The organism is Sutcliffiella horikoshii (assembly GCF_019931755.1).
GTDB classification, from domain to species: domain Bacteria; phylum Bacillota; class Bacilli; order Bacillales; family Bacillaceae_I; genus Sutcliffiella_A; species Sutcliffiella_A horikoshii_E.
Genome location: NZ_CP082918.1, coordinates 2,376,921 through 2,389,276, shown reverse-complemented (window position 1 = coordinate 2,389,276; position 12,356 = coordinate 2,376,921). Strand labels below are relative to the sequence as shown.

The 12,356-nt window shown below is 39.7% G+C and carries 16 protein-coding genes; 9 read left to right on the top strand and 7 right to left on the bottom strand.

Going from position 1 to position 12,356, the window contains the following annotated elements:
- The first annotated feature begins 258 nt into the window (after positions 1-258).
- Positions 259-1,128 carry a 5'-3' exonuclease gene (locus K7887_RS12165; protein WP_223489508.1) on the top strand — a complete coding sequence of 290 codons (870 nt, stop codon included), beginning with the start codon at positions 259-261 and terminating at the stop codon, positions 1,126-1,128.
- A 29-nt stretch (positions 1,129-1,157) separates the two neighbouring features.
- Here the strand turns inward: K7887_RS12165 and sspL are convergent, their stop codons facing one another.
- The gene (sspL, locus tag K7887_RS12160; protein WP_010193769.1) at positions 1,158-1,298 is read right to left on the bottom strand and encodes a small, acid-soluble spore protein L; all 141 of its coding nucleotides are present in this window, start codon (positions 1,296-1,298) and stop codon (positions 1,158-1,160) included.
- A 96-nt stretch (positions 1,299-1,394) separates the two neighbouring features.
- Between sspL and K7887_RS12155 the strand changes: the two genes are divergently transcribed.
- Together K7887_RS12155 and K7887_RS12150 are read left to right on the top strand one after the other, a co-directional pair.
- Positions 1,395-1,883: a divergent PAP2 family protein gene (locus tag K7887_RS12155; RefSeq protein WP_223489506.1), complete on the top strand. Its 489-nt coding sequence runs from the start codon at positions 1,395-1,397 to the stop codon at positions 1,881-1,883.
- A gap of 62 nt (positions 1,884-1,945) precedes the next feature.
- Positions 1,946-2,218: a DUF6123 family protein gene (locus K7887_RS12150; RefSeq protein ID WP_010193771.1), complete on the top strand. Its 273-nt coding sequence runs from the start codon at positions 1,946-1,948 to the stop codon at positions 2,216-2,218.
- Between the two features lie 544 nt (positions 2,219-2,762).
- Here the strand turns inward: K7887_RS12150 and K7887_RS12145 are convergent.
- Positions 2,763-3,155, bottom strand: coding sequence for a reverse transcriptase-like protein (locus K7887_RS12145; protein WP_223489504.1), 393 nt, complete (start codon positions 3,153-3,155; stop codon positions 2,763-2,765).
- 167 nt (positions 3,156-3,322) lie between these two features.
- Between K7887_RS12145 and K7887_RS12140 the strand changes: the two genes are divergently transcribed.
- Together K7887_RS12140 and K7887_RS12135 are read left to right on the top strand one after the other, a co-directional pair.
- Entirely contained in the window at positions 3,323-3,976 is a 654-nt protein-coding gene (locus K7887_RS12140) for a reverse transcriptase-like protein (RefSeq protein ID WP_223489502.1), read from the top strand.
- Positions 3,977-3,999: 23 nt separating this feature from the next.
- Positions 4,000-4,188, top strand: a complete 189-nt coding sequence (locus tag K7887_RS12135) for a zinc-finger domain-containing protein (RefSeq protein WP_010193776.1) — start codon at positions 4,000-4,002, stop codon at positions 4,186-4,188.
- 56 nt (positions 4,189-4,244) lie between these two features.
- Here the strand turns inward: K7887_RS12135 and K7887_RS12130 are convergent, their stop codons facing one another.
- Positions 4,245-4,526 carry a DUF2564 family protein gene (locus tag K7887_RS12130; protein WP_223489500.1) on the bottom strand — a complete coding sequence of 94 codons (282 nt, stop codon included), beginning with the start codon at positions 4,524-4,526 and terminating at the stop codon, positions 4,245-4,247.
- Between the two features lie 120 nt (positions 4,527-4,646).
- Positions 4,647-4,847, bottom strand: a complete 201-nt coding sequence (gene cspD / locus K7887_RS12125) for a cold-shock protein CspD (protein WP_223489498.1) — start codon at positions 4,845-4,847, stop codon at positions 4,647-4,649.
- Positions 4,848-5,042: 195 nt separating this feature from the next.
- Between cspD and K7887_RS12120 the strand changes: the two genes are divergently transcribed.
- The 4 genes from K7887_RS12120 (at position 5,043) to K7887_RS12105 (ending at position 9,136) form a co-directional block, all read left to right on the top strand.
- Positions 5,043-5,288: a hypothetical protein gene (locus K7887_RS12120; protein ID WP_223489496.1), complete on the top strand. Its 246-nt coding sequence runs from the start codon at positions 5,043-5,045 to the stop codon at positions 5,286-5,288.
- Positions 5,289-5,391: 103 nt separating this feature from the next.
- Positions 5,392-7,563 carry a DNA topoisomerase III gene (locus K7887_RS12115; RefSeq protein WP_223489495.1) on the top strand — a complete coding sequence of 724 codons (2,172 nt, stop codon included), beginning with the start codon at positions 5,392-5,394 and terminating at the stop codon, positions 7,561-7,563.
- A 104-nt stretch (positions 7,564-7,667) separates the two neighbouring features.
- Complete coding sequence (locus K7887_RS12110) at positions 7,668-8,387, top strand: ABC transporter ATP-binding protein (RefSeq protein ID WP_223489494.1); 720 nt, start codon at positions 7,668-7,670, stop codon at positions 8,385-8,387.
- Positions 8,384-9,136 (top strand): ABC transporter permease, encoded by a 753-nt coding sequence (locus K7887_RS12105; protein WP_223489493.1) that lies wholly within the window; start codon positions 8,384-8,386, stop codon positions 9,134-9,136. Before K7887_RS12110 ends, K7887_RS12105 begins: the two co-directional genes overlap by 4 nt.
- A gap of 445 nt (positions 9,137-9,581) precedes the next feature.
- On the opposite strand, the gene K7887_RS12100 is transcribed toward K7887_RS12105, so the two are convergent.
- From K7887_RS12100 to K7887_RS12090, 3 genes are read right to left on the bottom strand one after another with little or no spacing between them, the layout of a single operon-like run.
- Positions 9,582-10,385, bottom strand: coding sequence for an ABC transporter permease (locus K7887_RS12100; protein WP_223489492.1), 804 nt, complete (start codon positions 10,383-10,385; stop codon positions 9,582-9,584).
- Positions 10,386-10,388: 3 nt separating this feature from the next.
- Positions 10,389-11,180, bottom strand: a complete 792-nt coding sequence (locus K7887_RS12095; protein WP_223489491.1) for an ABC transporter permease — start codon at positions 11,178-11,180, stop codon at positions 10,389-10,391.
- Positions 11,143-12,171: an ABC transporter ATP-binding protein gene (locus K7887_RS12090; RefSeq protein WP_223489490.1), complete on the bottom strand. Its 1,029-nt coding sequence runs from the start codon at positions 12,169-12,171 to the stop codon at positions 11,143-11,145. The genes K7887_RS12095 and K7887_RS12090 overlap by 38 nt, the downstream gene beginning before the upstream one ends.
- Positions 12,172-12,356: the final 185 nt, after the last annotated feature.

Genomic DNA, 12,356 nt, shown 5'->3' with positions numbered 1-12,356 from the left:
TATTAAATGGAACAGTTTTTAGGAATTATTTGATTTGCCCCTACATAAATCCTTTAAAGATTCAGGAAATAAATGGATTCTCGATATATTCGAGTGATTTTTTGACTAATTGAAGGGTTTTTTGATTAATTCACCTGCTTATTTGACTAATTCAGTATTTTTTTTGACTATTTGCCCTTCACGGTCTATCTATGAGTGCCTGTCCACACACCCCGATTTATGCTATAATCAGAAACGGAATAGAGAGGGAGTGTTCTTTTGAAAAAAGTATTACTGATAGATGGAATGGCTTTATTATTCCGTTCATTTTTCGCAACCAGTGTTTATAATCGATTCATGTATACATCCAACGGAATCCCAACGAATGCTATTCAGGGATTTGTTAAACATATGATTACTTCCATGGAAACGTTCGAGCCGACACATGTTGTCTGCTGCTGGGACATGGGAAGCAAAACCTTCCGCACAGAAATGTTTGATGACTATAAAGCAAACAGACCTGCACCGCCACAAGAGTTGATTCCACAATTTGACCTTGTAAAAGAAGTGGTAGAGGCGTTTGATATCCCTAATATTGGCCTTGCAGGCTTTGAAGCAGATGACTGCTTAGGAACCCTTGCAGAACTTTATCGAGAAGAAGCAGAGGTTATCATTCTGACTGGTGACCAAGACGTACTTCAGCTGATCAAACCGAATATCAAAGTAGCATTGTTAATGAAAGGCTATGGCAATTATGAAGTGTTAGATGAGAATGGCTTCTATGAGAAAAAAGGCCTTACACCGCAGCAACTCATCGACCTTAAAGCCATAATGGGGGACAGCAGTGATAACTACCCTGGAGTTAAAGGTGTTGGGGAAAAGACCGCTACAAAACTTTTGATGGAGTATCAGACAGTAGATGGAATCTTAGAAAATCTGTCAGCTCTTACGAAAAGTCAACGTCAGAAATTTGAAGACAGCTTGGAATTACTGCACCTGTCAAGAGAGCTTGCAACAATTAAGTGTGATGTACCGGTTTCTTGTGAATTGCATGATGCCACCATTAAGATTGACCGCAACAAAGTCGCAAGTAAATTTGACGAGCTGGAATTTAAAAATTTACATGTGTTTATAGATAAAGTTTGTTAGGAGAAGATGAGCAAGTCATCTTCTCTTTTTTAACGTTTCGTGTTATCTTTTTTCGCTTTATTTTCAAGCTTGGAGTTTACTTCCTGCGCAAACTCCGCATCTTGACCATATCCTTGAGGGTTTACACCAGGTGCTTTTTTTCCTCTGTTTGCTGACTTATTTCTACTCATGCTTCTCACCTCCATTAGTAGTTTTCCTTTTTCAGCTAAAAATTATGTTGCATTGTGAAGTTCAGAATGACTCAAACTACACAAGAGGTGATTAGTTTGAACCGACCACTTAAAATTGCTTTAAGTGCTATCACGTTGGCACAATTTCTAAAGATTCCAATAAAATTTCTTAGAACGGGAAAATGGGAATGGAATACCTTCTTTGAAACGGGAGGAATGCCAAGCTCACATTCGGCCGGAGTATCTGCTCTTGCCACCATCATTGCTTTAAAAAGGGGATTCAAAACGATAGATTTTGCACTTTCCGTCATTTTTGGGCTCATTGTTATGTATGATGCACAAGGAGTTAGAAGGCAAACAGGAGAGATAACCCTTGCTGTAAATGACCTTGCTGAAAAGTTGGATAGATTAGAGGGGAAACCTGATAAGAATGTCCATGATAAATTGAAAAAGCGTCTTAAAGAACGGTTGGGACACCAGCCAGAGGAAGTAGTTGGAGGGGCTTTATTCGGTATCGCTCTCGCTTTTTTGGGAATGCGCTTGTTGCCTAAAAAGAAAAAATTGGAACTTTGGGACAAACTTTGATGGGCAAACGACAAATTTTGCGGTAAAATTGAGGAAGGGGACGAACAAAAGGATGGATAGACATGAACAAATCATGGAGTACAGAAGATTACCTTCAACAACTTACCGCAAAAGGCTTTAAATTCGGAGAAGATTCTCTTGGTTTTATAGAATTTGGAAAACATTATACAGACAGCTCGGATTACTTAGTCAACATAGCCATCGAAATTACACTAAAAGCCCAAAAGCAGTTTGATGGAAGTTTCTTTGTATCATTTTTGGAAATGATCAAACAGGAACAAGTCCATACTAAGCATGCGGCTTTTGAATTGGCCAAGGAAAAGAAGATTATATAGAGGACTTTCCCAATTTTTTTGGGGAAGTTTTCTTTATTGTGAGGGGAGTGTAATTGAATGGCTGCTTCTATATGCCCGAAACCACTTGTCAAAGGGGAGAAAGGTAACATAGAGGCGTTCTATATGCCCGAAACCACTTGTTAAAGGGGAGAAAGGTAATATAGAGGCGTTCTATATGCCCGAAGCAGCTTGTTAAAGGGACGAAAGGTAAAATAGAGGCGTTCTATATGCCCGAAGCAACTCGGTAAAAGGGTGAAAAGTAATATAGGAGGCGTCTCAACGCCCGAAGTCCGTCACCCAAAGCCCAAACGGTAACAGAGGAGCCGTCTCAACGCCCGAAGCAGCTTACCAAAAGCCCAAACGGTAACAGAGAAGCCATCTCAACGCCCGAACCAGCTCAACAAAAGCCCAAACGGTAACCAAAGAAGCCGTCTCAATGCCCAAAGCCGCCAATAAAAATCACAAACGGTAACAGACACCACGTCTTAACGACCTAAATCGGACAACCAAAGCTCAAACTAACAGAGACCGCACCCAATTCCCCTTATTGTTTATTAAGTTGAATCGCCTTCCTCGACAGTTCATCCGCCACCTTATTCTCTTTACTCGGCACCCATTTTATAAAAAATAAATCAAGCTGATCGGACAGGTTCAACGCCTCTTCTAACAGCACCCGATATTGCGGCTTTTTTGCAAATCGCTTTTCCATCGCGTTCTCGACAGCTTGAGAATCAGTACGAAAAGAAACAATTTGATAGCCTTGTTTTGTACATATTTTCAATGCTTCGATCAATGCATGAAATTCTGCTTCATGATTTGACATCATTCCAAGCGGAATACTGTATTGTTCAGCACGGCCATGCCCTTTTATAAATATTCCAGCGCCAGAAGGACCTGGATCTCCAGCACTCGCCCCGTCAATATATACCTCAATCATTGCATTCGCCTGCCTATTAAATAAGTGTTACACGAACATATTTCGATATGTCCTGTGATAAGATAAGAATACACAATAATAATAAAGTAATAAAGCCATTTACCCATACTTCTTCGCACCATTGGGTATAAGTAAGGAACACATAGATGTAAAGGGGTACCCAAAACATGAAATTAACCTTAGAATGGCACTATCACACACCAAAACACATTGAGACCACTTTTAGAAGTGACGAACTGGATATTAGGCTGGCTCTTAGGCTTGCTGAAGATATAGAAAAGACGGGGAGAGTAAAACGTCTCTCTTTCTTTGATCAAGATGGGTCAGAATGGACGAAAAAAGAAATAAACAAGTGGATTAAGCAGAGTGAAGTAGGAATTTCAGATGTTGTCGCCTATTTTGACGGAGGATACGACACAGACACAAAACTGGCGGGAATCGGAAATGTGGTTTATTATAATCAAAATAGAAAAGACTACAGATACAGAATAAATGCAAGGATTGAAGAATTGGAATCGAACAACGAAGCGGAGTATGCAGCTTTTTATTTTCTGGTTCAACAATTGGAGTATCTTGAAATACGTTCAATGGAAGTTACTTTTAAGGGTGACTCCCTTGTGGTTTTAAACCAACTGTCTGGAGAATGGCCGTGTTACGATGACCTATTTAACCGTTGGCTTGATAAGATAGAACAAAAGTTGAAAGAGCTTAAAATCAGGCCAGTATATGAACCTGTAAACAGAAAAGATAATACAGAGGCCCATCAGCTGGCCAAACAGGCATTAGAAGGAACCCCGATAGAAAGTAAATTGCAATTGTGAATATATAGGAGTGACAGTAAATAATGATTAATCGAAAAAAGATACTTTTGGAAGTTGGTGAAATTTTAGATACGTACTGTACGGAGTGCCTGGTTAAACAAACGTTACGAAAAGACTACGGCAAGACGCATGCTCAATCTTTTTGCATCAGTGAATGTACAGTAGGTGCTGAAATCAAGAAATTAGGAGACCAGTTAGTGGAGCGCAAATAAATTCGCGCTTTACCGGCTGGTTTTTTGCTGCACAAAAAAACCGCCCATCCAGGCGGTTATTTTCGTGCTTCGGAAAGCTGATGTTCGCATTGAGTGAGGGATAATTCACAATTTTGAAGAAAATCGGTATCTAGCCCCGTTCCTGCGCTTTTTGCATCGTTAAGTAGAGATCTAGCATTAGAAATGGCTCTTTCTGCATGATCCATAGCTTCAGGATCAAGACTCATAGTAGCCGACCCCACCATTTTTTCTGCAGATTGGATGGACACCTGAACTTGAGCCAGATCATTATATCCTGTGTGCAATTCAGTATTGTTATTATATTGTTGTTTATCCATTTTTACAGCCTCCTTCTTATTTTAGAATTAGTAAAAGAGGCAAAAGATATTCATTAAAACGAAAGAGACCATCAAACAAATGATGGTCTCTCGCTTTTATATATATTTTACAATTATAAATTAAAGTTTTGTAACGTTAGCAGCTTGTGGTCCGCGGTTTCCTTCAACGATTTCGAAAGAAACTTCTTGGCCTTCTTCTAAAGATTTGAAACCGTCGCCAGTGATTGCAGAGAAATGTACGAATACGTCTTCTCCACCTTCTACTTCAATAAATCCAAAACCTTTTTCGTTGTTGAACCATTTTACTTTACCGTTTTGCATTGTTCTTTTTCCTCCTAAAAATAGCGCACAATGTGCCGTGAAATTGTATTATCACAACCAATTTCCTAAAAAAGAAAGCGGTTTAATGACAATTTCAATATACAATATTTCTTCTATTATAGTCAAGGTTTCAAACTTTGTACCTGTTTTATTTTTTTTATCCTTTCATATAAATAGGTAAAGGAGGGATAAGCTATGCTGCGGACAACGTTTGAAGGCAGGGAAATAATATTGCGTATTAAAACGAATCTTCATTTGTATTCATTAGATGAGGAGACCATTTACAACAGCTTGCGTGAATCTTTAACTGTTATATATTTCATGGATTCCTTCGCGCTGGAAGTAGGTGAATACCTCTTAGTTGGAGAAACTCAACAAAGTGCATACCCATTAATCACTGTCCAGAACATAGTGCCCAGAAAAAATATTGTGACCGTGTAACTATACAAACAAATGTTTTGCTTTTATAATAAATGTAGGAAAAGAGAAGGGAAGCCACACTCTTTTCCTACATTTATTTTTATAGAGTGGAGTGGAAGATGTAGTGAAATTAATAATTGCTGAAAAGCCAGATCAAGGATTAAAGCTTGCTGCTCCATTTTCCTACAAGAAAAAGGATGGCTATGTTGAGATTCCCCCTCAACCGATGTTCCCTAGAGGTGCCTTGCTAACATGGGCTGTTGGACATCTTTGTGAACTGTTGTCTCCGGAAGAATACGATAAGGCGTGGAAACGCTGGTCCCTGCAAACTCTCCCAATCATACCCGAAAAATTCCAACACAAAGTAACCAAATCCAAATGGAAGCAATTCCAAACCGTCAAAAAATTAGTACATCACCCTGAAGTTTCAGAAGTAATTATGGCAGGTGATGCAGAACGGGAAGGAGAGGCGATCATTCGTATCATCCTTCTTGTTAGCAATTGTCATAAACCACTAAAGCGGTTGTGGATTTCCTCCTTAACCCCAAAGGCTGTCCAAAAAGGTTTTGATAACCTTTTAGCGGAACACGAAACCAGAAATGTCTACTATGAAGCTTTAAGTAGATCTTGTGCGGACTGGCTAGTCGGAATGAATGCATCACGAGCGTATACGTTGCTCCTGCAGCAAAAGGGAATATCCGATGTATTCTCCACAGGAAGAGTACAGACCCCAACACTTGCGTTGATTGTAAAAAGGGAGCTTGAAATTGAAAACTTTGTCTCAAAGCCGTTTTGGGAAGTGCTGGCCACTTTTGATATGAATGGAAAGAAATATAAAGGTAAATGGCATAAGGACGAAGAATCAAGGCTTGATGATGCGAACTTAGCAGAAAAGATTGTGCAGTTCTGTAAAGGAAAAGAAGCGAAAATAGAAAACATCGAGAAAGAACGGAAAGAATTTCAGCCTCCATTTCTCTTTAACCTTTCTTCTTTGCAAGCTACTGCCAATAGCCTATATAAATTCTCTCCGCAAAAAACATTAGAGGTGGCCCAAAAACTTTATGTGAAAGGAATCATCTCCTATCCTCGTTCTGATTCAAGCTTTGTGACGAAAGAAGAGGCAGGAATGTTTCCTGAAACCTTGCAAAAATTGAGTGCATTTAACGCATTTAAAGATTATTTTCCACTTCCATTCTCATCCGTCATGAATAATAAACGGGTGGTAAATGAGAAAAAGGTAACAGATCACTATGCGATCATCCCAACAGAGCAAGTAACAGATCCATCTAAGATGTCACCGGATGAAGAGAAGATTTATACACTTATCGCAAAGCGACTTATTGCGGCTCATTATGATAAAGCAATTTTTGACTACACGACGATACATACACTAGTAGATGGTCGCGCCACATTTTTTTCAAAAGGAAAAGAAGAGGTGCAGGCAGGTTGGCGAACAGTCATATATGGCAACAAGAAAGAAAAAGAAACAGATGAAGAGGAACAAGATCTACCTTCCCTAGAACATGGAGAAACAGGGCGTGTTCATGACGTAAAAGTGAAAGAAGGAAAGACTCAGCCTCCTAAACGTTATACAGAAGGACAACTCATTACGGTGATGAAGACAGCTGGCAAACATTTAGAAGATGGAGAGCTTACCAAGGTTCTGAATAAAACCGAGGGTCTTGGAACAGAAGCGACCCGCGCCGGGATCATCGGTGTGCTAAAAGACAGAAAATATATTGATGTCAAACGAAATCAAGTATTTGCTACCAATAAAGGCAAGTTGCTGATTAAATCGATCGGATCTAGCATTCTCGCGAGTCCCGAAATGACGGCAAAATGGGAGCAGCGCCTGCATGAAATAGGTCAAGGTACAGCTTCACCTGAAGAATTCATGGAACAGGCAAAAAAACTGTCCATAAAATTGATAGAGGATGCAAAGAATGAAAGCGATCAATGGTCATTCGAAGGAATGGACATTAGTGAATTTAAATATTCAAAAGGCAAGCGCAAGGGACGTGGTTCGGCGGGAGTGGGAACAAAGGTGGGTGCGTGTAAAAAGTGCGATGGAGATGTAGTGGACAAAGGATCATTTTACGGATGTTCGAACTACAACTCCAATAAGTGCAACTTCACCATTTCTAAAAAAATTCTCGGTAAGACCATCTCTGCTACAAACGCGAAAAAACTTTTAACAGAAGGAAGAACTGCTGAAATTAAGGGTTTTAAAAAAGGAGAAAAGGTTTTTAATGCTTCATTAGAATGGAAGGAAGATAAATTACAATTTGTATTTTAGCTTTTTCTTAAATTACGTAAAAGGCCGAGCGTGAGCTACCCGGCCTTATTTTTTTTAGAAACAAGGGTATAGTATGTACTATTAACTGGAAAGGAGGGGTACCGTTGAAGGAGGCTATACAGTTAAAGAATGTACAGTATAAAACCGATGATAAACTTATTCTTAAAGGTATTTCGGGAGGCATAACCGAAGGAGAAATCACCACCTTTGTCGGACCCTCTGGGGCGGGTAAGACCACTTTGTTGAAAATGCTTAATGGTCTTTTGACTCCTACATCAGGTGAAATAATAATTAATGGAAAAGAGTTGAATAACTACGAACCAACAGAGCTTCGCAAGCAGGTAGGGATTGCCCTTCAAAGTGCTCCGATGGTTGACGGAGATGTATTTGATAACCTTTCTTTACCTTTGCGGCTGCAAGAGCGCTCTCTTGAAGAGGAAGAGGCGATCAACATATTAAATGTAGTGGGACTTGAAGAAGGCCAGTTGCATCAGAATGTGAAAGATCTTTCAGGCGGACAAAGACAAAAGTTATCCATTGCAAGGACACTTGTGAATCGTCCGAAAGTGTTACTGTTGGATGAAATAACTTCTTCGTTGGATCATACTTCACAAAGAGAAATCGATGAATTAATACAAAGGGTAAGCAAAAAGTACGGCACTACTATAATATGGATCACCCATAACTTGAATCAGGCTTTAACAGTCGGAACCTATACATGGATCTTAATGGACGGAGAATTATTAGAAGCAGGTAAAAGTCAGGATATTCAAAACTCAACAAACGAATATGTACAAGCATTTCTTAAGGGGGAGTTGAAATGAACGCCTTTACACTCGCAATAGCCCTTATTTTTGTTGTGATACCTATCATGCTTTCTAAAACATTCCGACTTGGCCTAGAAAAGGATACGATAATTGCTGTAATCAGATCTGTTGTTCAGCTATTTATCGTCGGTTATCTGTTAACCTTCGTTTTTGAATCAAGTGGTTATTTCTTTATCATTTTAATGGTACTGATTATTATTGGCGCCGCCGTTCAAAATGTTGCGAGAAAAAAGACACCGATTAAAGGGATCACTTGGAAGGTGGCCATAACCTTCATTTTTATTGAAGTACTGACACAAGGGATCTTGATTGGATTCAATATTATTCCGGCAACTGCACAATATATCATTCCGATAAGCGGCATGATTATCGGGAACTCCATGGTGCTAGGCATTCTTTTTCTCAATAGATTCCTTTCTGAGATAGAAGCAAGAGAGGATGAAATCGATCTAATTCTTTCCCTTGGCGGGACAACCAAACAGGCCATACATACCCAATTGATACAGGCAATCAAAGCCAGCATGATTCCGACGATTGAAAGTCAGAAAACGATTGGACTTGTTCAGCTCCCGGGAATGATGAGCGGTCAGATAATTGCTGGAGCCAGTCCCATTCAGGCCGTTCAATTTCAACTGCTTATCGTATTCTTATTACTAACGACAGCATCTGTCACAAGCACCATGCTTGGATTATTGTCATATCCAACCCTGTTTAACAATAGAAAGCAGCTTTTGAGGTTTAGGTAAAATAAACAGCAAAAAAGCCACCACAACCTGGAGTGGCTTTTTTTAACATAAAGTATTAGAAACAGTTGATTTCCGTTCCAAGCGCTTCGCTTGCCTGCGGGCGGTCCGTGAGCCTCCTCAGGCTTCGCCTTCCGGGGTCTCACCTGTCCCTTCCTCCCGCGGGCGTCTGCGCGCCTTCCACTCCAACCAACAAGGTTACTTCATTAAACTAAGTTTAATAACAAATAAAAACCATCTAATCGTGTTGTTTAAAAAGCATTAACATTTCTTACGTAATTTCTAGCTGTGGATTGGAGCAAATGGCAAAGACTCCAGCGGGGGAGTAACGGTAGATTGAGACCCCACAACGAAGTGAGGAGGCTCAAGCACCGTCCCGCGGAAAGCGAAGCCATTTGCGGAAAGGAACAACTGTGATAAACAAATGACTATTTTTTTGCTTTTGGCTTTAACTCCCTGTACTAGTAAAGGCCCGAATTCCTTTGTTCCAGAACCAGTATGCAATGATAAAAGAAATAACGGCAATAACGGGTGTAATAAGTGCCATTGCGACCACGGATTCCTTTTCGAAAAAATAGGTTGCAGGGTAGTAAGCCGTAAATCCATATGGAATCAGCCAAGTGATGATCAACGTGACAGCCTTTGGATAGATGGTCAAAGGATACCTTGCAAACTCACTTAACTGAAAAACGGAAACCACAATAGGAAGACTGTCTACCATCCAAAATGAAAAAGTAATAAAAAACAGGTTAATGGCAACAAATAAGATTCCACTTGAAATAATAAAAACAAATAATAAAAGCAGACTTTGTACCGTCCATTCAATCTCCAAATTCACACTGGCGATCGTTAACACAATCCCACCGATGATTAATTGTCCGAACCCGTCCTGCTGCACTCTTTCCGCTACAATTTGAAAAAGAGGGTTGACAGGTCTTAGCAGTAGTCTGTCAAAGTTACCAGATCTTATATACTGCCATCCAAGCGTCCATAAATTATCAAAGAAAATATGGTGAATGGAGCGGCCTAAAAAGGCGATGGCATATATGAAAAGAATTTCATAGAAAGTCCAGCCTTTTAGGACTTCTATGTGATCAAACACAATTTTTAAGAAAAAAAGAGCAGTGAATTGTTGGACCATAACCGAGAACAATCCGATGAAAAAGTCTGCTTTATACTCCATCATCACTTTTAAGTGATTGCTAAAGTATTTTCCGTATAAGAACGTATATCGTTTACACTTTTTCCACATAGACTAACCTCCAAACACGGTTACTTTTTTTACAGCTTGAGTCCAAACTACTCTGACAACGATAAATAAAAGGGCTAGCCAGAACAGTTGCGTTGCAAAGGCAATCAAGGCATCAGGGCCCATTTTTATTTGGCCAGTGTATATTGCTACAGGTACGAAAATCATGGACTGAAAAGGCAGGTAGCTGCTCACTTCTTGAAACCAACCCGGAAAGAGGGTAAGTGGAATGAGGGCTCCTGAAAAGAATTTCACAATAGCTTCGCGTAATACTCTCACTCCCCACACATTGACCGTCCAAAAAGCTAGCACGCCAATGATAAGGTCGATTTGTGTACCAATTAAAATCCCAACCAGCATGCTGGCCAAAAACAAAATAGCAACCTCGAGAGATGGAGGGGCTTGAATTCCAATAAAAATGATGGCTACAAGAAAAATAGGGATAGTCGTACGTACAAAGCTGTTTGCTTTAGAACCGAGGTCCATAAAGATTAACTTAGTCAGGTAATCGTAGGGCTTTAATAATTCCAACGCTATATCGCCATTTTTAATATTTCTGGCCATCTCATTTCCTGCACCAGATACATAGTTTTCTAGCATCATGGCAATCACAACGTATGTAATCATGGATTCAAAGGAAATGGAGGAGATCTCTGTTCGATTTTGGAAGACAGCCACCCAGAAAAAATACATAATGACCAACCGGAGCAAAGTGGAGACAACATCAGCCCAGTACCAAGCTAGGTAAGCCGTCTCGACTTTAATTTGAGACTTTAACAGCTCCAAGTACTTCCGCATGTTCTGGCCCCCGTTCGTAAATTTCCTGTACCACTTTCTCGATCCCAAGTTCTGTTATTGTAAAATCTTGAACGAGGTAGTCTCTCATAATCTCTTTCATAATTTCACTGCCAGAAATGACCGTATTGTTAAAATGGAGTAAAAAGTGATCTTGTTCCTCTGGTAATTCAACAAGAACAGAATTTTTCAAGGCAGAAGGAAGGATAAATGGCCCATTGGAATCAATTTCAAGCTTGATTGTCCGGTTAAACCTTGTCTGTTGCTTAAGACCAAGTAGACTTCCATCATAAATGACACTGCCTTTATCGATAATGATGATACGATGACACAGCTCCTCAATGTCTTGCATATCATGGGTGGTTAAAATGACGGTTGTCTGATGTTCCTTGTTCATTTGTTTAATAAATTGACGAATCTTTATTTTGACTGATGCATCTAAACCAATGGTGGGTTCATCTAGATAAACAACGGATGGGTTGTGTAAAAAGGCTGCTGCAAGCTCACAACGTATCTTTTGCCCTAGAGAAAGCTGTCTCACCGGAATCGGCAAAAGCGCTTCCAAATCTAACACTTCCTTAAATTTCGCAAGGTTTCTTTCATAAACTTCTTGTGGAACTTCGTAGATATGTTTTAATAGTTCAAGAGATTCTTGGACTGGAATATCCCAAAATAGCTGTGTACGTTGACCGAAAACAGCCCCGATATTTTTAGCATTTTTGGTTCTATCTGAATAAGGAGTGATGCCATTTACGATGACAGAGCCTTCGTCTGGCGTGAGAATTCCACTTATCATTTTGATAGTAGTGGATTTACCGGCTCCATTAGAACCGATGTACCCTACAATCTCACCTTTTGGGATGGTGAAGCTGATATCATTTACTGCGGTTTTATTTATATATTTTCTTTTAAATAAAGCTTTTACCGCACCGGATAGTCCTGGATCCCTTTCGAATAAACGGTAATGCTTGCTGATGTTTTTCACTTCAATCATGTTTTCAACCTCCTGGTCCTTTCCGAATGAAAGCACTAACAAGAGAATATTATAAACATTTTAAAGGGTATATGGAAGATATTTCTTTGAAAACGCAAAACAAAAGAGGCTGGGACATAACTAGCTTCAAATAGTGAAAAAGATGAATTTGAGCACACTCAAATTCATCTTTTTCTAATTTTAGG

What these genes read in the sequence shown, in the direction of transcription:
- sspL (WP_010193769.1), bottom strand. Translation starts at nt 1,298, where the DNA reads ATGAGTAGAAATAAGTCAGCAAACAGAGGAAAAAAAGCACCTGGTGTA.
- K7887_RS12150 (WP_010193771.1), top strand. Translation starts at nt 1,946, where the DNA reads ATGAACAAATCATGGAGTACAGAAGATTACCTTCAACAACTTACCGCA.
- K7887_RS12145 (WP_223489504.1), bottom strand. Translation starts at nt 3,155, where the DNA reads ATGATTGAGGTATATATTGACGGGGCGAGTGCTGGAGATCCAGGTCCT.
- K7887_RS12140 (WP_223489502.1), top strand. Translation starts at nt 3,323, where the DNA reads ATGAAATTAACCTTAGAATGGCACTATCACACACCAAAACACATTGAG.
- K7887_RS12135 (WP_010193776.1), top strand. Translation starts at nt 4,000, where the DNA reads ATGATTAATCGAAAAAAGATACTTTTGGAAGTTGGTGAAATTTTAGAT.
- K7887_RS12130 (WP_223489500.1), bottom strand. Translation starts at nt 4,526, where the DNA reads ATGGATAAACAACAATATAATAACAATACTGAATTGCACACAGGATAT.
- cspD (WP_223489498.1), bottom strand. Translation starts at nt 4,847, where the DNA reads ATGCAAAACGGTAAAGTAAAATGGTTCAACAACGAAAAAGGTTTTGGA.
- K7887_RS12120 (WP_223489496.1), top strand. Translation starts at nt 5,043, where the DNA reads ATGCTGCGGACAACGTTTGAAGGCAGGGAAATAATATTGCGTATTAAA.
- K7887_RS12105 (WP_223489493.1), top strand. Translation starts at nt 8,384, where the DNA reads ATGAACGCCTTTACACTCGCAATAGCCCTTATTTTTGTTGTGATACCT.
- K7887_RS12100 (WP_223489492.1), bottom strand. Translation starts at nt 10,385, where the DNA reads ATGTGGAAAAAGTGTAAACGATATACGTTCTTATACGGAAAATACTTT.
- K7887_RS12095 (WP_223489491.1), bottom strand. Translation starts at nt 11,180, where the DNA reads ATGCGGAAGTACTTGGAGCTGTTAAAGTCTCAAATTAAAGTCGAGACG.
- K7887_RS12090 (WP_223489490.1), bottom strand. Translation starts at nt 12,171, where the DNA reads ATGATTGAAGTGAAAAACATCAGCAAGCATTACCGTTTATTCGAAAGG.